The sequence below is a fragment of the Legionella qingyii genome (assembly GCF_003990155.1).
GTDB lineage: Bacteria > Pseudomonadota > Gammaproteobacteria > Legionellales > Legionellaceae > Legionella > Legionella qingyii.
Genome location: NZ_RZGX01000011.1, coordinates 40,186 through 61,358, shown reverse-complemented (window position 1 = coordinate 61,358; position 21,173 = coordinate 40,186). Strand labels below are relative to the sequence as shown.

The window sequence follows — 21,173 nt, the reverse complement described above, 5'->3', positions numbered from 1 at the left end:
TATTCAACAAGGTCTCAAAAATCATTTCTCGCCATTCCTTGGCACGTCACTAGGTATTTTTCTCTCCATTTAATTTGTTAAGTAAAGAGCTGATTTCAAAAATACGCTCTTCTGAAGAAGTACTGTCCAGGTTAAAACGTAAGCGCTGTGGTCCTTCCATTTGATATCTTTTGGCATGTACTTGAATTAAATGAATCAAAACGCCAGGATCAATAGAAGGTTTTTCACTAAATTCCAGTTTGCCTTGCTGTGCTCCGGCACTTATTTTTTGAATACCCATTTGTTCCGCTTTTAATTTTAATTCGGTAATCAATAATAGATGTTTGACTTGTTGTGGTAATAAACCAAATCGGTCAATCATCTCAATTTGTAAATCATGCAGCTGTTCTTTACTTTTTGCGTTCGCAATTCGTTTGTACATGATAAGTCGATTGTGAATATCGGGAATGTATTCTTCAGGAATAATGGCGCTGATTCGTAAATCGATCTCAGGTCCTTGGTGCATTGGTGCCGATAATTCTGGTGTTTTTCCTTCTTTTAAATCATGCACTGCTTTATCAAGCAGTTCCATAAATAAATTAAATCCAATTGCCTGCATGTTCCCGCTTTGTTCTTCTCCTAAAAGTTCACCTGCCCCGCGAATTTCCATATCATGGGTTGCCAGTGTGAATCCCGCACCCAGATCTTCCAGTGATACAATTGCTTCCAAACGTTTGACTGCATCGGCAGTTAATACTTTTTCATGGGGAGTAAGCAAGTAGGCATATGCCTGGTGATGAGAGCGACCAACGCGTCCACGTAACTGATGCAATTGGGCTAATCCAAATTTATCCGCGCGATCAATAATAATTGTGTTGGCTGTAGGAATATCTATACCTGTTTCAATGATCGTTGTGCAGACTAACACATTAAAACGGTGGTGATAAAAATCAGACATTACCCGTTCTAACTCGCGTTCACGCATTTGTCCATGGGCACTGCGGATTTTTGCTTCTGGAACTAGTGTTTGCAAATCCTGACATATTCGTTCAATTGTTTCTACATTATTATGCAAGAAAAAAACCTGACCGCCTCTAAGAATTTCTCTTAGAATGGCCTCACGGATGGTGGTGTCTTTCTTCTCTTGCCAAAAGGTTTTAATTGCCAGACGTTTGGCAGGAGGTGTAGTCATAAGGGAAATATCCCTGATTCCAGCCATAGCCATATTCAGTGTTCTCGGGATTGGGGTAGCAGTCATGGATAAAATATCGACATGAGTCCGCAGCGCTTTGATATGTTCTTTTTGTTTGACACCAAAGCGATGTTCTTCATCAATAATGAGAAGCCCTAAATTTTTAAAAGCAATATTACTCTGGAATAATTTATGTGTTCCTATGACTATATCAACTGTTCCTGATTTCAAGGCAGTAAGAACCGCCTCGGTTTCTTTGTTTGAACGAAAGCGAGAAAGCAACTCAATGTTGATGGGGAAGTCAGCAAACCGGTCTCGAAATGATTCAAAATGTTGTCCAGCCAATAGGGTGGTGGGTGCCAGAATGCAGACTTGCTTATTGCTTTGCACCGCAATAAACGCAGCACGCATTGCGACTTCAGTTTTGCCAAAACCTACATCCCCACAAATTAAACGATCCATAGGTCTTGGGGACTTCATGTCCGTTATGATTTGATCGATTGCGTGTAATTGATCGGGAGTCTCTGTAAAAGGGAACGCGCTGGCAAATTTAACATATTCATTGTTATCTATTTGATATTGATATCCTGGTTGCGCTTCTCGTTTGGCGTAGAGATCCAGTAATTCGATTGCTACATCATGAATTTTTTCAACGGCCTTCTTCTTTTCTTTTTGCCATTGATCAGAACCGAGTTTATGCAATGGAGCATGCTCACTATCCATCCCAGTGTATCGGCTAATAAGATGGAGTGAGGTCACAGGGACATATATTTTATCCTCACCCGCATAGGTAAGAACTAAAAATTCACTGGAAAAGCCGCTGGATTCGATATGTTGCAATCCCTGATAACGTCCGACACCAAACTGTAAATGGACTACCGGATCGCCAACACGTAGCTCGGCCATATCGCGGATAATTAAATCGGGATCAATCGTCTTTTGTGTCCCTCGTCTTTGAGGTGTGCTTTGTTCTCCAAATAATTGAGACTCAACGATGATTGCGATATGACTTTGCTTTAATTCACATCCATAAATAAGGTCTCCAGTGCTGATGTTGAGCGGAGCAGTATCATTAATAAAATCGTACCATGAAGATTGTACTTTAGCGGAAATGCCACTTGGTTTGAGTAAATCAAGTAACACTTCACGTCGTCCAGCACTTTCGACCACAATTAAATAGCGGCGTGTGGAATCAGCACAATATTCACGAAGTTGACTCAAAGGTTCCTGGGTTTTCCTGTCTATAGGCAACTGGGGGCCAGGTAAAATATCAAAATTAACTACAGCACCTTTTTTATCTGAAGGATTTTGGAACAAGCGAAGTTGTTCGTATGTATTCGCTTTGGTTAATAATTCAATTGGATTAATGAAACATGCTTCAGGAGATAAAATAGGCCTGCTGATATCATATCGTCTTTGTTCAAAGCGCTCATTCAACTCTTGCCAGAATTGTTCTGCATTATTTTGAATATTTTCAATCAAGCAAACCTTGGCATTTTCTGGTAAATAGTCAAAAAAAGTAACGGTTTTTTCAAAAAATAAAGGTAAATAATATTCGATCCCCGAAGGAAACTGACCTTCACTGATTGCTTCATAAATAGGGCACTGGCTAGGATTTCCTGGAAATAATTCTCTAAAAGCACGTCGAAAGAGCAGTTGGCTTTGTTCATTTAAAGGAAATTCTCGTGCAGGTAACACATTGATTTCTTTTATTTTTTCTATTGTACGTTGCGTTTCGGTATCAAACTCCCTGAGACTTTCAATTTCATCATCAAAGAGTTCAATACGAAATGGTAAACCAGAACCCATGGGATAAACATCGATAATTGAACCGCGTAAGGCAAACTCTCCATGTTCAAGTACTTTATTAACACAATGATAACCGGATTGTTGTAACTGATTACGAAAAGCAGTTAAATCGAGCTTTTGTCCTTCTTTAAGCATCAAAGCATATTGATTCAAAAATTCAGGCGGACATAGCCTATGCATTAGTGTACTTGCTGAAGTGATAACAATTGCATCAGTTACTTGTTGAATACGACTTAATGTATATAACCGTTCAGAAATGATGTCCTGATGTGGCGAGAATTGATCATAAGGAAGTGTTTCCCAATCAGGAAAAAACAATAATTCTTGGGGGGTATTGGGGTTGAGAAAGAAATTTAATTCCGCTTGCAACTGATTTGCACTGAGATTGTCTTGGGCAATCAATAACTTAATTCCAGGCGTTTGTTGGCAATATTCAGCCAGGGCCAGTGCTAAGCTGCTTCCATGGAGTTGTCCCCATATTTGTTTGGCCTGTGTCGGTTTGTAGAGTAAGGTGTTGATGGGCATGGCTTAAGCAATCGGATTTAAAAAGTGTCGATTATACCTTATGTGTTGTCTTGGTTCATCTTAAAATTGCAGATTATTGATGATTGATTGGATAAAAAATCAATTTTAACATAATCGCTGCACCAGGCTTCAATAAATACTGAAGGGAAGGAGAAAAGTTTGTTCTCTTCAAAGGGATTATTCGAAAAGCATGCATTCTGGTTGAAATAAATTTAATTCTGTTTTTTAATTAACATGTGTTTTTAAAACTTTCAACTCGAGTCCTTTCTTTTTCCTCATCTCCTATCCCAAGCCTTTCGCGAGTTGCTTGAATTTGAGCTTTCATGTCAGCAAATTTACTGGCTAGACGTCCTGTAGTTCCATTTAATTGTTCATTTTCTTTTGAATATCTTGTTACGATTGAATCGAGGCACTCAAGCGATGCTTCAATATCTGTCATCGACGAGGAGCCATTCATTTTATCCATTGCGTATACAAGTTCATCATGGAACGCTTGAGCAATCGCAGACTTGGCTTGAGTTAAGTCATTTTTGAATACATCTCTAAACAATTTTGTTTTAGTACTATTAAGATATTCATCAAGAGAATTGATATTACTTATCATAAGTGCTTTAACTTGATGCACAATATCGAGTGCAGGAACTTCATGCCATAGATGCTTATCCCCCGCTAAATGAACTTTTTTTGATAAAAGTCCAGATGCTTTACCGGGTGCTCTTCGTAAATACACTTTGGTTTCTGAAATATCTACGCCACGATCACTTAAATATTCTAAAAAACGTGCCACAGAATACAATGAAGGCTTATAATGTCCACTATAAGTATTAATACTAATTAATTTACCATTTTTTATCTCCATCTCTCCCGCTGCTAATACAGGAGCACCTGCATTCATTGATGAATGTGCTAGTTTTCTACGTTGTTTATCCTCTTGTACACCTAAATGTTCAAATGCAGAAAGCTCACCATTCGCGTTTAAAGTAAACGCGACAAATCCTGGTTTGTTGTGGGCAATTAATTCGGAGGAATCAAAAACCCGGCCTTTTTTATGAAGTAGGCCATTATGGATTTCAATCCGATACTCTGCTCTTTGTTCTGGTGTTAAATAGGTAGTACCCCAGGATCTATCAATTTGTTTAGAGCCTTGGTTGACATCGAGTAGTTCTCCCGCATCAAAAGCTTTTTGAATATCTGCGTGTGCAGAAACTTTAGAAATAGGTGTAGCCTGTAAGACTCTATCGCTTTCAAATTGATATATTCCATTTGATAGCATGGGAATGTAGTTTGGATTGTTTTGTTTTTTACTTTCTCTTTCATCCATTAAATTTTTTAGGAGCTGGTTAAGTCCATTTTTGTTAGTGGAAAATTTCGTAATATCAAAAACATAAATCATAAAATCGAGAGCTTTAAGTCGAGCATTTTTAGATAAAAATTGATTATTATAATCAGCCCAAGCCAGATCGAGTCGTTTTGCTAGTGTTCCTCTTCTACTTGAAAAATATTTCTTAGGCATTTAGAGCCCTTAAAAATAAACTATATAATTAATTATAGTTCGAATTGCCTAGATTATTATGAGGTGGAGGACTAAGAGCCCACTACATATCAGTCGTTTTCAGGCCAATCATTAATTTTAATATCGAAATGGTTTAATAAAGCGATGACTTCCGGGAAGGAAAAGCGTGCTTGTTTGATTCTATTTTCATTAGGATTGATTGTATAGTTGATGGCATTTGTAAAATCAGCAAAATTTAAATTCGTGTGCAGAAATAGGCTGTTTAGCAGGTCGGAATCCACAAAGCTTGCATGGCTTAAATTGGCTTCCCTGAAATCAATATCATGTGCCTTACATTCTTCCACAATCCAATTGGAACGCCCCAGTCCATAATTAATTCAGTGAATGTTTGATTAATATAATTTTTTTCCGTAAATGGTGAAGTCATATATTTTCTCTATATAAGTGAGGAGTATATTCAGTTTTCTGTACCCATGTTACGAAACTTTTAGATCTCATTTATGCATCATTTGTTGTATCCGTTTCAATGAGTTCCAACTCATCTAATTCGATGTCTACTGACTCAATTTTTTGGAAGCGCGATGTAATTTTTTTAGCAGAAGTATTTACTTCACTGACATCTTGATGTGCCAAATTAATATGTTTGGAGAGCTTATCCATTCTTTTTTCAAACCGTTGGAAATCATCTGCCAAAGCCTGTAGATGTTTTTGTATAATGTGAACTTGTTTGCGAGTAGCATCATCTTTGAGTACCGCTTTAGCGGTAGTAAGTACTGCCATTAATGTACTTGGGGAAACAAGCCATACTTTTAATCTTTGAGATAGCGAAATTAAGTCTGGATAATTGGCATGGATTTCTGCAAAAATGGATTCTGCTGGAATAAACATCATGGCGCCATCAGTAGTTTCATTGGGAATGATGTATTTTTCTGCTATGTCTTTAATATGTTTTTGAATATCCTGACGAAATTGCTGTTGCAACGATTTCTTTTCGACTGAACCTGCATCTGTACTAATCAGTCGTTGGTAGGTTTCCAAAGGAAATTTAGCATCAATAACAACATTACCTGTAGGTTCAGGCAAAAATAAAATGCAATCGGCACGTTTCTGATTGCTTAATGTATACTGCATTGCAAAATGATTGGGAGGAATCATATTACTAATAAGTGTTGCCAGTTGTACTTCACCAAAAGCTCCTCGCGCTTTTTTATCGACTAATACATCTTGCAAACTAACTACATGATTCGATAATTCAGTGATTTTCTTTTGCGCTTCATCAATGATCGTTAACCGTTTCACTACATCGATAAAGGTAGAAGAAGTTTTTTCAAAGCCTTCAGTTAATTTATGATTAACTTGTTGGGTTAAACCATGGAGATGATTGCGAATTTCTTCGGTAAGCAGCTGTAAATGGGAGGTCAGGGAGCTAGCATGTTGTTTGAAACTATGACTCATTTGCTCCCGAACATCGGTCATTTGCTTTTGGACCGTATCATGGATTAGTTGTTGCGTCATTAATTGTCCTTGGGCAATTTTGTCACTTACATCCAAGTGCACTTGGTGCAGTTGCATGGTAAAGGCCTCAAGAGTCTTTTCATTTAACTGTCTACTCAGTTTTTTTTGCTGACTTTGGTTTAACAAAAGCCAAATTAAGATTAAAAATTGAAGGGCTAAAACACATGCTACGCCCTCAAGTAAGGTAATTGAAGATAAAAATTGCATTCATTAGTCCAAAAGTTGACTGAGTTTAATCGGTTGATCATATTGATACACTGGTTTTAATTGCCCATAATCAGTCAGGTGCAAATAACCAACAGAGAGCAGATCCTCTGCTAAATGTGCAGAATTGTCAAAACTAAATTTAATTATTTGCTTTCCTGGTTCGAGCCATTGGGCACTCTGGGCTGTTTCAATAGGAATATTCTCTCCCTTTGAGTTTTTCTTGTATAAAACGCTTTGTAAAGCATACCTACTTGCTGTAGCAACCTCTACCGTAGCAGCTAGAGTTAAAGGAGCGGATGAAATTTTCTTGATGCTAACTAGACTGGCAGATGGAATTGCATAGGAAAAAGCGGCGCGTCCAGTGCGATGTATGAGGCTATTGTCACTAAGTTCGCACAATACATCAACATCGATATACCAATTTACTCCAGGAGCACTCTCATCAGAGGATAAAAGGGCGCTGGCCTGGAATTGGTTGCGCTTTACTTTTTTTAATTTAAGAGGGATTGTCTGGTTATCAGGGCCTATTAAGGAAGCATTGATATCATCTGCAGGATAGGATGTTATATTATCCTTTAATGTAATGAGTGCGTTAAATTGATCTCCATATTGATATTGCAATGCAGACGGCTCGATTTGTAAATAAATCAAAGAGTATTTTTCAAAAACATAAATTAGATAATTATCTGCTTCATTTGCAGAATCTGTTGTGTTGCTTTTGATTATGAAATTACCAGCTCCTAATTCTGGTTTGATTTGCAGCATGGCCTGATGTGATCCGATTCTCAGCGATTCATCTATGGCTTCATCTTGACTATATAGAGAAGATGCCTCTTTTAAACTCATGAAATTACCAGAGGCACTTTTTAGTTCTAATTCAGGTATGGATTTATTTTTTTGCAAAGGAATAATGCGTATCACAGCTTCTGGTGCTTGAATAGGTAAGATAACACCTTTTTGTAATTGGGCAGCAGTAACGCTTTGTTCATAACTGTAACTTTTTTGAATGTTGCTTTTTCTTTTATTCAAGGAAGTTGCTGCTATGCTCCAGTGATCCTGTAGGTTGTCATGAGATAAAGTATCGCAAATTTCACAATCATAAGATTTAACTGGATTTTGCGGTAAAGTGAACGCGTTAACTTGCGCGCAACAAAATAAAGACAGAAAAGTAAGAGTGGTTCTCATAGTGCAGCTCCTTCTGAATCTAATGCAGAAATCAGTATTTTATCCAGCCCAAAGCATGAGTGACGACTTTGGTTATGACTCAGTGTTGTTTGATCATCAGTTTTTTCTTTATCGTAAAACCAAACCGATCCTGCAGCAGTTTGGGAACTGCAATTTAAAAAACCATCCGCACAAGAATCCAAATAGATTTTAGCAAGCCTTAAACTACTGTTGAGTAAATAACCGTTACAGTAACTGGCTGAAGATAAAGGTGATGAGATGACATCAGTACCTATCACTGAATTAAAAGGTATGGGTAAGGAGGGGCGATTTTTAGTGCCAAATAAGAGCTCTTCGTTGTAGATATGCATGTCACCCACACGTTGTTGCTTTACAGCATCTCCTGTATATCCTAATAACCAACTCAAGCTGGCTTCAAAAATGCCGCCGTTAAGGAGCATATCAGCGAGAGGGGTTCCTTCACTTGAAGGAGCTAATGCGACAATTTTCTTAATTTTGCTTTTTAAATGCATGTATCGTTTGTCATAGGTTGGGTTCGAGAGAATCCAGCGCATTACATTTCCGCCATTGGAATGCGTATAGAGAATCAGGGAGTCAATTTTTTTATGATTTATAAAATCTAATAACTGATTTGCAGTACAACCCGCCGCATCTTCATCCCACATATATTTGCTGTAATCACAATGGACTACATAGTAATTTTCAGGATTAGGAAGTGCTTGAGCAATATTTTGGATGAAATCAGTTTTCCAATAATCACCCTCGGCATCTTCTCGGTGATCATTTGTTCCATGAACAAAAGCAATACCTAAATTGCCATATCCATGAGACTGTGAAAGGGCATAAGTTAATGTAGCGGATGCAAGTAAAAATACTGCGACTAAGATACGTTTAAAATCCATTTTTATCACGCCTCGGTTCCAGTTGAATCGATATGTATCTATAGCATATTTTTTAATGATAAACTAATGTTTTAGGATCATTGCTAACTACCTGTAAGGTTATAAATTGATGCATAACTGAGTGAAGACACAGAATCTTGGAGACAATGACTTCTTGGTTTGAATTATGGATGGAAATGAATGAGTATTGATGAGATAAAAGGACAAATTGCTGAACTGAAGGATAAAATAAGGAAGTATGATTATCACTATTATGTCCTGGATGAGCCATTAGTTCCTGATGCCGAATACGATAGATGTTTTCGTGCATTACACGATTTAGAAGTGAAGTACCCTGAATTATTAACGGCGGATTCACCTACTCAACGAGTTGGAGGTACTCCTGTAGATGCATTTATGCCAGTAACTCATCGGCAACCCATGTTGTCTTTATCGAACGTATTTACTGAAGAAGAGCTGCAAGCATTTATTAAACGAGTTACCGAAAAGTTGGATGAACCAATCCAGCAATTGGTTTTTACTTGTGAACCTAAGTTAGATGGATTAGCCGTTAATCTCACCTACGAAAATGGAACTTTAGTTTCTGCTGCAACACGTGGGGATGGGACTACAGGTGAAAACATTACTGCCAATATTAAAACAATCGCTGCGGTTCCTTTGATTTTAAGAGTACCGAATCCACCACGCCTTATCGAAATCCGTGGCGAAGTGTATATGCCAAAAGCAGGTTTTGACGAGTACAATAAAAAAGCTAAAGAAGCGGGGGAAAAAGTTTTTGCTAATCCTCGTAATGCCGCAGCTGGGAGTTTACGGCAATTAAATCCTGCAGTGACGGCAAGTAGACCTTTGGCTATTTACTGCTATGGGATAGGGGCTTGCGAAGGGTACAGTTTACCAAACACTCATTGGGAGCAATTGCAATTACTCAAAGAATTTGGTTTCAGGGTCTCTTTAGATACCCAAAAAGAGGTTGGCATTAAAGGGTGTTTGGAATATTACCATGATATTTTAGCCAAGCGTGCTCAACTTCCCTTCGAAATTGATGGAGTTGTTTATAAGGTTGACAGTATTTCTTTGCAACAACAACTGGGTTTTATCTCAAGGGCACCTCGCTTTGCTTGTGCCCATAAATTTCCTGCTACAGAAGAAATGACTGAACTTTTAGCTGTTGATTTTCAAGTAGGAAGAACGGGCGCTTTAACTCCAGTGGCACGTTTGGCACCGGTTAATGTTGCCGGCGTTACTGTAAGTAATGCGACGTTGCATAATATGGATGAAATCATTAGAAAGGACATTCGTATCGGTGATATTGTCATTATTCGACGTGCTGGTGATGTTATTCCAGAAGTAGTTTCTGTTGTTCTCGAACGACGTCCTGCACATACCAGGGAGATTCATTTACCTAAAACATGTCCTGTTTGTGGATCTGAAGTAGTGCGTGAGGAAGGTGAAGCAGTTGCTCGTTGTGTTGGTGGTTTATTTTGCAAGGCCCAATTAAAAAGAATGATGTGGCACTTTGCTTCTCGTAAGGCCATGTATATAGAGGGATTAGGGTCTGTGCTTATTGAACAGTTGGTTGATGAGGGAATTGTCCGTCATTTGCCTGATCTGTATAGGCTTGATGTTGCTACTTTGGCAAATCTTCCGCGGATGGGAGAAAAGTCAGCAAAAAACTTATTGGACGCTTTAGAACAAAGTAAGAAAACAACGTTTAGTCGTTTTCTTTATGCGCTTGGAATTCGTGAGATTGGTGAGTCGAGTGCACGGATGTTGGCAGAGCATTATGGAGATATTGACTCGATCTCTAAAGCAACAGAAGAAGAGCTGATGGGTTTGCAAGATATGGGACCTGTAGGTGCTTTTAATGTGGTCCATTTTTTCGCCCAAGATCATAACTGCAAAGTTATTGAGGATTTATTAGCACTTGGAATTCATTGGCCAAAGGTTGAGAAAAAGAAAGTTAATAAAGAACATCTTTTATTCGGAAAAACTCTAGTGTTAACCGGGACTTTGAGTAGTATGGGGCGCGAAGAAGCCAAAACAAAATTGTTAGCTTTAGGCGCTAAAGTAAGTGGCAGCGTCTCATCGAAAACAGATTATGTGGTTGCTGGAAGTGAAGCTGGCTCCAAACTGGATAAAGCAAATGATCTGGGGATCGCTGTGTTGGATGAAGGACAATTTCTGGAACTGTTGGGTAGTTAGTAAGGGCCTGAAATTTCTCTTTTCCCATGGAGAAGGTTCCGCTATTGTCATTTTAATAAAGCATAGGCTGAAGCCTTTTTCTAATAAAGAGAAGGGATAGGGTTGAGGTTAGATTCCCGTCTGCGCGGGAATGACAAATTATTTAACTTAATGGCGGTTAAAAAGTCATTTGGTTTTGGATGAGGGCATTGATTATGACGCTCATTTCACTCTCTCATATTAAGAGAAGATTTTTTTGGTACTAATTGGTCGTTCCTTGAGGCGGCTTTAGATAAGGATATTTTTTTGAATCGTATACAGCGAATAGTTCTGATTGTTCTGCTTTTAAAAAATTTTAGCTTCGCTTATGCTTGGTCCTGGGTTTTAAATAATCCATATCCTCAAGAGCAATCGAAAGAAAATATTTATTATTCATCATTTTCTGAGCAACCTAAAACTCTGGATCCAGCGCTCTCTTATTCATCAAATGAGTCTATTTTTGTTGCTCAAATATATGAACCTTTGTTGCAGTATGATTATTTACAAAGGCCATATCAATTAATTCCATTAATAGCCACACAAATGCCCCAGTTAAGATACCTTGATGCACAAGGAAATCCATTATCTGAAAACAGTCAGCAAACACCTGCTTTTAGCGTTTATACAGTAAATATTAAAAAAGGAATTTATTACCAACCTCATCCGGCGTTTGCTAAGGACAATAAAGGTGCGTACCTTTATCATCATGTAACTCCTGAATATTTAGATGACGAAGGTATTAATCAATTATCAGATTTTAAGCATACTGGCACACGAGAATTGATTGTTGATGATTATATTTACCAAATAAAGCGCTTGGCCAATCCTCAATTAAGTTCCCCTATTTATGGTTTAATGAATGACTATATTGTAGGTTTTGCTGAATATGGACAGACATTACCTAAAGATAATAAATACATTGATCTGCGTAAATATCCTCTAAAAGGTCTTAAAAAAATAGATGATTATTCGTTTGAGATCACATTAAAGGGAGAATACACCCAATTTCTATTTTGGTTGGCTATGAGTTTTTTTTCACCAGTTCCATGGGAAGCTGATTTTTTTTATTCTCAACCGGGCATGTTGGACAATAACATTACTTTAAGTTGGTTTCCGGTAGGTACTGGTCCTTTTATGTTAATTAAAAACAATCCCAATCGAAGCATGGTATTACAAAAAAATCCAAATTTTCGCGAAGAGTATTATCCAAGTATAGGTTCTGATGAAGATAGGAAATTAGGATATTTGGATAATGCAGGCAAACGTTTACCTTTAATTGAAAAAGCAGTTTTTACTCTTGAAAAAGAATCTATTCCTCGATGGAATAAATTCTTGCAAGGTTACTATGATAATTCGGTAGTGGGTGCGGACAGTTTTGATCAGGCTATCCATACGAATCGATATGGAAATGCTGAACTATCACCCGAGATGCAAAAAAAACATATGTATCTCACGGAAGAATTACAACCTACTACATACTATATGGGCTTTAATATGCTAGACAAAGTAGTAGGTGGATCCAGTGAGCGTGCGCGCAAGTTAAGAAGAGCAATTTCAATCGCGGTAAACTATGATGAAAATATAGCAATTTTTCACAATGGCCGAGGTATTGCTGCTCAAGGACCGATTCCTCCCGGAATTTTTGGCTATAAGGACGGTAAAGATGGAATTAATCCTTATGTTTATGAATGGAAGAATGGAGAGGTAGAACGACGCCCCATAAGCGACGCCAAAAAACTTATGGTTGAAGCTGGCTATCCTGATGGAGTTGATCCGGCTACTGGAAATCATTTAATTTTACATTATGATGTGACGACATCAGGTGCCCCTCAGGACAAATCATTATTTGATTGGATGCGTAAACAATTTGCCCAGATAGGCATTGATTTGAATGTACGTGCAACCTTATATAATCGTTTTCAGGAAAAAATGCGCACTGGCGATACACAAATCTTTAGTTGGGGGTGGGTGGCAGATTATCCAGATCCTGAAAACTTTTTATTTCAATTGTATGGTGCCAATGGCAAGGTGAAGTTTAGTGGTGAAAATGCTGCAAATTATCAAAATCCTGAATTTGATCGCCTCTTTAATTTAATGAAAAATAGGAAAAATGATGAACAAAGACAGCAGATTATTGATGAGATGCTTCAGATTGTTCGAAGTGATGCACCATGGATTTGGGGGATACATCCTGAAGAGCTTGTTTTATCCCAGGACTGGGTTTCACACGTTAAACCCAATACTATGCTTTCTGCAACTTTAAAATATATTGCTGTCAATGTGCCGGAACGCAATAAATTGAGATTAATCTGGAACCAACCTGTATTTTGGCCATTGGGTATGTTGTTTGTGCTTAATCTAATCCTAGTTCTTCCTTTGGTAGTTGCATATTACAAGAAAGAGAGAAAACCAGCAGAAAGGAAGCTTATATCATGATCAAATATTTATTCCGTCGATTGGCTTATTCGATTCCTATTCTTCTTGGAATTAATCTCATTACCTTTATTTTATTTTTTATGGTGAATACACCTGATGACATTGCGCGGATGCATTTAGGGCAGAAACATGTCGAGCAGCAAGTGATCGATGATTGGAAAACAGCACATGGTTATAATTTACCCTTATTTTATAATGAACAAAAAACAGGGATCCACAAAATACAAGCGACATTGTTTTTTCAAAAATCAATGAAACTCTTTACTTTTGACTTTGGTGTCTCTGATTCTGGACGAGATATCAGTGAGGATATTACCTATAGAATGTGGCCCAGTCTTTCAATTGCATTCCCAGTTTTATTACTGGATATTGTTGCTAATATTATTGTGGCTATGGCCATGGCTTTTTTTAGAGGAACTTACCTTGATTTAACTGGCGTGGTGCTGTGTATTATTTTAATGTCGATATCCAGTTTATTTTATATTATTGGTGGCCAATATCTTTTTGGGAAATTATTGCGTCTTGTGCCCATTTCAGGGTACGACGGTGGTTTTGAAGCATTGAAGTTTGTTATTTTGCCAATTACCGTTGCAGTTCTTAGCGGTTTAGGAGCCGGTGGTCGTTGGTATCGCACGTTGTTTTTGGAGGAAATGCACAAAGACTATGTTAAAACGGCCAGAGCTAAGGGGCTATCTGAGCAAAAAGTGATGTTTAAACATGTATTGAAAAATGCAATGCTTCCAATATTAACCGGCATCGTAGTGCTCATTCCTTCATTATTTATGGGCAGTTTAATCCTGGAGTCCTTCTTTGGGGTGCCAGGCTTGGGTAGTTATACGATTGATGCGATTCAACAACAAGATTTTGCTATTGTGAGGGCTATGGTGTTCTTGGGTTCAATTCTTTACATTGTTGGCTTGGTATTAACTGATATCTCTTACATGGTGGCCGATCCCCGAGTGAGGTTATCTTAAAAAATGTCTGGGTAGGGGCGGAGTTCGGATTGAGCAATTTATTCAAATCCATAAATCCCGCATTTCACTGTGTTGCACCCAGGTTACGAAATTGATGAGATTAGTTGAGAAGAAAAAATGACTTTTGAGTTTCTATGGACTGATAAATGCTTTCTCACCTTATTGGCCTTAAGCATATTGGTTATTTTATCAAGCTTGCGTAAGCAGCATATAAGACGTTCCTTTTCCATAATTTTGCATAAACCCATAGCTGTTAGTGCAGGCATTATCTTATTATTTTTTATTATTATTGGGGTTTTGGATTCGATTCATGTTACCTCTGTACGTAATGAATCAGAACCGGCAACTACTGTGTTGGACCGGATTTTGGCTCCAATCGATCAGATTTCCGAAAAAACCTATTCGGCCCCATTAGCCTTAACGCAGTTTATCAGTGAATCCACCTTAGTGAATGGTGTTGTTAAACAAACTTATCCATCATTAATTTATCCTGCGCAATGGGTAAAAACCGAAGCAGAAAAAAATAAGGTTATAAAGAGTACAATTGGAACTGCATTGAAATGCAGTATATTAACAGCACTTTTTATTGGAATGGCGCTGATTTTTATTCGTTTTAGCAGGCGATTAAAACCTCATTTTGCTTTAAGTGCTACAAGCTTAAGTACCATAATTACTGTTGCTGTCCTTACATTTTTTGTTGTGCTTGGATATGAGCTTTCGAGAGTATTTCATGTATTGGGTACAGGACAAATTGGGCAAGATATTTTTTACTTTACAATTAAAAGTATCCGCACGGGTTTGGTCATTGGTCTTTTAACCACCTTATTTATGTTGCCTTTGGCTTTATTTTTGGGGGTTGTTGCGGGGTATTTTGGTGGTTTTGCAGATGATCTGATCCAGTATGCTTACACTACTTTAAGTTCGATACCCGGCGTTTTATTAATTACCGCCTCAGTTTTATCTTTGCAAGTGTATATCGCCAATCACCCCGAGCAGTTTACGACTTTGGCTCAGAGCGCAGATGCACGTTTGTTAGCGCTTTGTTTCATTTTAGGGGTGACGAGTTGGACTAGCTTATGTCGGCTTTTGCGTGCAGAGACTTTGAAGTTGCGTGAAGTGGATTATGTGCAAGCGGCACGTGCCTTAGGGTCTAATTGGTTTACCATTATTCGCAAACATTTATTACCAAATGTGATGCATATTGTGGTAATTACCCTGGTTTTGGATTTTAGTTTTCTAGTCATGGCTGAGGCATTACTTTCTTATGTAGGGGTAGGCGTTTCTCCCATGACCATTAGTTGGGGAAACATGATTAACAGTGCACGTTTTGAGTTAGCACGCAATCCCGTGATTTGGTGGCCTATGCTGGCGGCGTTTGTTTTTATGTTTTTGTTAGTTTTAGCAATTAACTTATTCGCAGATGCGGTCAGGGATGCTTTTGACCCACATCAATCACATATTTGATATAAAAAGTAGCCGGGTATCCAATGTTATAGGCTCTTGTTTATCGTGATGATGCAGGTATGCAAAACTCTTGATTTAGGTTAAAGTTCATCAATTAAGCTTAATGAGTTAATTTCCTTATGCAACAACGTTTTGTCCATTTACGTGTTCACACTGAATTTTCTTTGGTTGATGGTTTGGTTCGGGTTAAGCCATTAATGAAGGCTTTGCCTTCTCGAGGAATGTGTGCCGTTGCGATAACTGATCATTGCAATTTGTTTGCAGCAGTGAAGCATTATAAAAGTGCAGTTGATGCGGGAATTAAGCCTATTATTGGAAGTGATTTACCGTGTCATGACCCTGAACAGCCAGAGCGAGTTTCTTCTATAGTTCTTCTATGCCTTAATTCGGAAGGGTATAAAAATTTAACCTGTCTTGTTTCTAAAGCGTACCAGGAAGGGCAGTATCAAGGGCAACCTAGAGTACAAAATAAGTGGATTCAAGAATATTCAGCGGGGCTTATTGCTTTATCAGGTGGACGTTTTGGTGATATTGGACAGGCTTTATTAGCCAATGATGATGCTTTGGCCAAAAGCCGAGCATTATATTGGCAATCACTGTTTCCCAATCGTTTTTATTTGGAAATTCAACGTACAGGACGACCCGATGAATCCCGTTATAATGAAAAATTAATTTCATTAGCGGATGAGTTGAAATTACCGTTAGTCGCTACCAATGATGTACGTTTTCTTGATCAAGAAGATTTTGAAGCACATGAAGCTCGTGTTTGCATTCATGAAGGCTATTCATTAGCAGATCCCAGAAGAACGCAAAAGTATAGTGCACAACAGTACTTACGCTCAGCTGATGAAATGGTCGCTTTATTTTCTGATTTACCCTCTGCAATAGAAAATACTGTTGAAATCAGTAAGCGCTGCACAGTAAAACTGAACTTGGGTAATAATTATCTACCTAATTTCCCTATACCGGATGGATCTACTGTTGAGGAGTATTTATCTCATTTATCACAAGTGGGTTTGGAAGAGCGTTTACTGCAAATATTTAAAAACAAATCACCTGAAGAGCTGCAGGCATCTCGAGAAGCATATGATAAACGCTTGCAAATCGAGTTAAACGTTATTAATAACATGGGGTTTGCTGGTTACTTCCTTATCGTGGCTGATTTTATTCAATGGGCCAAAAATAATGGCGTGCCTGTTGGACCTGGACGAGGATCGGGAGCCGGATCACTGGTTGCCTATGCGCTAAAAATTACTGATTTGGATCCCTTAGAGTATGAATTACTTTTCGAACGTTTTTTGAATCCAGAACGGGTATCCATGCCTGACTTTGATATCGATTTTTGTATGGAGGGTCGCGATCGAGTCATTGATTATGTGGCGGAGAAATACGGGAGACAAAGTGTTTCACAAATTATTACCTTTGGCACCATGGCTGCAAAAGCGGTGGTACGTGATGTGGGTCGTGTCTTAGGACATCCTTATGGATTTGTAGACAAACTAGCTAAATTAATTCCTTTTGAAATTGGAATCACATTAAGCAAGGCTTTAGAACAGGAAGAAGAGCTCAAACGTCGTTATACCGAGGAAGAAGAAGTCAAAGAACTGATTGATTTAGCCTTAAAGCTCGAGGGAATTACCCGTAATGCAGGAAAACATGCTGGAGGGGTAGTGATTGCACCATCACAGCTTACAGATTTTACTGCTATTTATTGTGAAGAGGGCTCCAATCAAATTGTTAGCCAATTTGATAAAGATGACGTTGAGGCAGCAGGTTTGGTCAAATTTGACTTCTTGGGACTGCGCACCCTAACGATTATTGATTGGGCATTAGCCACAGTAAATAAGAAAATGGCTGCGGAAGGGCTACCACCAGTTGATATCAGTCAAATACCCACAGATGATGAAGCAACTTTTGATTTATTAAAAGCGTGTAAGACAACAGCGGTGTTTCAGCTGGAATCCCGCGGTATGAAGGAGTTAATTGGTCGCTTACAACCAGATTGCTTTGAAGACATTATCGCTTTGGTGGCTTTATTCAGACCAGGACCTTTACAATCTGGAATGGTGGATGATTTTATTGATCGTAAGCATGGGCGTGCTGCAGTTGACTATCCACATCCTGATTTGGAACCTATTTTAAAACCAACTTATGGCGTTATCTTGTACCAAGAGCAGGTGATGCAAATTGCTCAGGTATTGGCAAACTATACTTTAGGGGCTGCTGATTTATTACGTCGCGCCATGGGAAAGAAAAAGCCAGAAGAAATGGCAAAACAACGAGAAATTTTTACTGAGGGAGCAACTGCCCGAGGCGTTGATGAAAAAGTTGCAACTCATATTTTCGATTTAATGGAAAAATTTGCCGGCTATGGTTTTAATAAATCGCATTCGGCAGCTTATGCCTTGGTCGCTTATCAAACTGCTTGGTTAAAGGCACATTACCCGGCGGCATTTATGGCAGCAGTAATGTCATCAGATATGGATAATACAGATAAAGTAGTCACCTTTATTGATGAATGTGCGCATATGAAATTGAAGGTGCTGCCTCCTTCAATCAATCACTCCATGTATCATTTTACTACCGCCGATGATGCTACCATTATTTATGGTCTTGGTGCGATAAAAGGCGTGGGAGAATCCGCAATTGATTGCATTACCGAAGAGCGGAGTGCCAAAGGAATATATACTGACTTATTTAGTTTTTGCCAACGTCTCGATCTGCGTAAAGTCAATCGACGTGTATTGGAAGCAACCATTAAAAGTGGTGCTTTTGATGATTGGAATGTGGAACGCGCCATATTGACTGCTTCTTTGGAAAAAGCGTTAAAAGTGGCGGAAAAGGAGCATCAAAATCAATCCAGTGGCCAGTTTGATTTGTTTTCATTATTGGAAGACGAGAGCAATGATGATAAATATGTACCATGCAAACCATGGTCTGAGGCTCAACGCCTGGAAGGGGAGCGGGAAGTATTAGGTTTTTATCTAACCGGACATCCAGCAGATCAATATCGTCGTGAGTTTGGTGATTTTATCGTTTCAATCAGTCAGCTAAATCCTTCTATGCACAAAAAAGCCATAATATGTGCGCAAATAGTAGGAATTCGTAAGATTGTGACCAAGCGTGGTAAGAAGTTGGTAATTCTGGGTATGGATGATTCTACGGCGCGACTTGATGTTGTTGTATTTGGAGAGCTTTTTGAGTCTTCTGCTGCGAACTTGGCGACTGGAGATATGCTCGTGATCGAAGGCGAAGTAGCGCATGATGATTATAATGGCGGCGTGAAAATGACTGCAAACTCTCTCTACGATGTCCCTACAGCGCGCACTAAATTTGCTCGATGTCTGGAGTTGCGCTTGCATGCCGGGAGCCAAGGGATTTTAGCTTCGATTAAGTCCCTGTTAAGCGCTCATGTTGGTCATTGCTCGGTGCAGTTTTCATACAGCAATGATTATGCAAAAGCGCAGTTGAGTCTGGCACCGCAATGGCAAGTAATGCCCAGTGATGAATTACTTGAGCTTTTGAGCAATCTCTTGGGTGATGAGCAAGTGGTGATGAAGTATTAGTATTTCGCAGCAAGGAGCTTGGGGGGGTATGTGAGAGAGCAAGCCCGGGTTCCGCTTTTTTGCCGTTCCCGGGATATTCATTTTTTAGTCCGCTAACAATTTATCCATTTTTGCCGCACAAATAAAATCATTATGACTTAAGCCATTAAGTGCATGGGTCATGAAACTCACGTGACAATAATTATAACCTACCTCTAAATCAGGATGATGATTTTCAATATTTGCTATCCATGCCAGAGCATTGACAAAGGCCATTGTTTCATAAAAATTGTTAAAAGATAAACTACGCTTAATGACTCGGTTATCTGCGCTGACTTCCCAATTTTTATTTAATTGAGGCATTAAATTTTTAATTTGTTCTGCATTTAATGCAGCCCCTATGCCTTCACATGCTTCGCAATGTTTGCTGCTTAAGTCACTAGTCATTTTATTTCCTTACTCACTTACTTCATTTATGCTGCGTTTCGGTGCTCTAAAATCCCACCATTTTGGCTCAATCTAGCGAATTGTCAATAGACTCTGATAATTACTCAATGTATCTAGAAACCGGCTGTTCTGCTCCTTGGTTCCTATACTGACTCGTAGGTAATTGTTCATCTTATATGGATGCAGTGGTCTAACGATGATACCTCTATCGAGTAGATAGTTATAGAGCGACATGCCGTCTTCCTTGCAGTCAATAGTCAGAAAATTGCATGCGGAGGGTAGGTAATTGATATCCAATTGATTTAACGCTTCTTTCATTTGCAGCATTCCCTCGGCATTAGTCCGTAAACTTAATTGAATAAATTCATCATCATCCAGAGCCGCATGGGCGGTAGTGAGGGCTACTTGATTGACGGTAAATGGTAGTTGTATACGCCGCATGAGTTCAATGATTGAGGGATGAGCCATCGCATAACCTAGCCGTACGCCAGCTAATCCATATATTTTTGAAAAGGTGCGTGTGATTACTAAATTGGGATGATGGGCGAGCCATCCAATGCTTTTTTCGTTTAATTGGGACGCAGCATATTCATAATAAGCTTCATCAACTACCAATAAGGTGCTTTCTGGAATATTTTCTAACAGGCGTTTTATTTCTTTCGGGCTAATAAGTATGCCTGTAGGATTATTCGGATTCGCTAGAAAAATTATAGCTGTTTGGGGGGTACATGCTTGAATCAATTTATCTACGTTGACATGCCAATTTGAATCAACCCCAATGGTATGAACCGGGATATTTAAAGTATTTGCTTGAATCGCATAGGTGCTAAATGCATATTCGTGGGTGATGATGTGTTTGTCATTATGTAATGCGAAACAGTTTAATAGAATCGTGTATATATAATCTGAACCATTACTTACAAAAAGCTGATCCGTATCGATTTCGAGTTTATGCGCCAGTTTAGGAATTAGGGGATGATTCATGGGAGAGGGATACGTTGCCAGAGTATGAGAGGACATTTCTTTTAAAGCGGCCAAAGCTAAAGGACTACAGCCTAAAGGATTTTCGTTGCTGGCCATTTTGATAATATCGTGGTCACTAATCCTTTTTTCCCGAGCTAATTCTTCTATGGATTTGCCTGGTTTATAAGGGATTAAAGATTGTATGCCTGGATGAGGTAATTGCTGAAAGTTAACCGTCATAATTTTCCCTAACTAAAAATTTTTATCATATTATCCAAGCTTTAGCATTCTGTCACG

Annotated in this window: 13 protein-coding genes; 5 read left to right on the top strand and 8 right to left on the bottom strand. The window is 38.7% G+C overall.

What is annotated here, in order from left to right; translation table 11 throughout:
- Positions 1–49: 49 nt before the first annotated feature.
- From mfd to ELY20_RS09390, 6 genes are all read right to left on the bottom strand, one after another.
- On the bottom strand, positions 50–3,505 hold the full coding sequence (gene mfd, locus ELY20_RS09415) for a transcription-repair coupling factor (RefSeq protein WP_110142448.1): 3,456 nt from the start codon (positions 3,503–3,505) through the stop codon (positions 50–52).
- Positions 3,506–3,734: 229 nt separating this feature from the next.
- Positions 3,735–5,018 carry a hypothetical protein gene (locus tag ELY20_RS09410; RefSeq protein WP_110142447.1) on the bottom strand — a complete coding sequence of 428 codons (1,284 nt, stop codon included), beginning with the start codon at positions 5,016–5,018 and terminating at the stop codon, positions 3,735–3,737.
- Positions 5,019–5,107: 89 nt separating this feature from the next.
- Positions 5,108–5,362 (bottom strand): pentapeptide repeat-containing protein, encoded by a 255-nt coding sequence (locus ELY20_RS09405; protein WP_233590548.1) that lies wholly within the window; start codon positions 5,360–5,362, stop codon positions 5,108–5,110.
- A gap of 154 nt (positions 5,363–5,516) precedes the next feature.
- The gene (locus ELY20_RS09400) at positions 5,517–6,740 is read right to left on the bottom strand and encodes a DNA recombination protein RmuC (RefSeq protein ID WP_110142446.1); all 1,224 of its coding nucleotides are present in this window, start codon (positions 6,738–6,740) and stop codon (positions 5,517–5,519) included.
- A 3-nt stretch (positions 6,741–6,743) separates the two neighbouring features.
- A complete protein-coding gene (locus ELY20_RS09395) occupies positions 6,744–7,925 on the bottom strand; it encodes a DUF4785 domain-containing protein (RefSeq protein WP_110142445.1) in 1,182 nt (393 codons plus the stop codon).
- Positions 7,922–8,827, bottom strand: a complete 906-nt coding sequence (locus ELY20_RS09390) for a hypothetical protein (RefSeq protein ID WP_110142444.1) — start codon at positions 8,825–8,827, stop codon at positions 7,922–7,924. Before ELY20_RS09390 ends, ELY20_RS09395 begins: the two co-directional genes overlap by 4 nt.
- Before the next feature lie 180 nt (positions 8,828–9,007).
- Here ELY20_RS09390 and ligA point away from each other — a divergent pair, with 180 nt between their 5' ends.
- The 5 genes from ligA (at position 9,008) to dnaE (ending at position 19,487) form a co-directional block, all read left to right on the top strand.
- A complete protein-coding gene (gene ligA, locus ELY20_RS09385; RefSeq protein WP_110142443.1) occupies positions 9,008–11,029 on the top strand; it encodes an NAD-dependent DNA ligase LigA in 2,022 nt (673 codons plus the stop codon).
- Positions 11,030–11,314: 285 nt separating this feature from the next.
- On the top strand, positions 11,315–13,483 hold the full coding sequence (locus tag ELY20_RS09380) for an ABC transporter substrate-binding protein (RefSeq protein ID WP_110142442.1): 2,169 nt from the start codon (positions 11,315–11,317) through the stop codon (positions 13,481–13,483).
- Entirely contained in the window at positions 13,480–14,457 is a 978-nt protein-coding gene (locus ELY20_RS09375) for an ABC transporter permease (protein ID WP_110142441.1), read from the top strand. The genes ELY20_RS09380 and ELY20_RS09375 overlap by 4 nt, the downstream gene beginning before the upstream one ends.
- A gap of 117 nt (positions 14,458–14,574) precedes the next feature.
- Entirely contained in the window at positions 14,575–15,921 is a 1,347-nt protein-coding gene (locus ELY20_RS09370) for an ABC transporter permease (protein ID WP_110142440.1), read from the top strand.
- Between the two features lie 119 nt (positions 15,922–16,040).
- Positions 16,041–19,487 carry a DNA polymerase III subunit alpha gene (gene dnaE, locus ELY20_RS09365; RefSeq protein WP_110142439.1) on the top strand — a complete coding sequence of 1,149 codons (3,447 nt, stop codon included), beginning with the start codon at positions 16,041–16,043 and terminating at the stop codon, positions 19,485–19,487.
- 84 nt (positions 19,488–19,571) lie between these two features.
- Here dnaE and ELY20_RS09360 read toward each other — a convergent pair whose 3' ends face one another.
- Complete coding sequence (locus tag ELY20_RS09360) at positions 19,572–19,913, bottom strand: 4a-hydroxytetrahydrobiopterin dehydratase (RefSeq protein ID WP_110142438.1); 342 nt, start codon at positions 19,911–19,913, stop codon at positions 19,572–19,574.
- A gap of 72 nt (positions 19,914–19,985) precedes the next feature.
- On the bottom strand, positions 19,986–21,116 hold the full coding sequence (gene hisC, locus ELY20_RS09355; RefSeq protein ID WP_110142437.1) for a histidinol-phosphate transaminase: 1,131 nt from the start codon (positions 21,114–21,116) through the stop codon (positions 19,986–19,988).
- Positions 21,117–21,173: the final 57 nt, after the last annotated feature.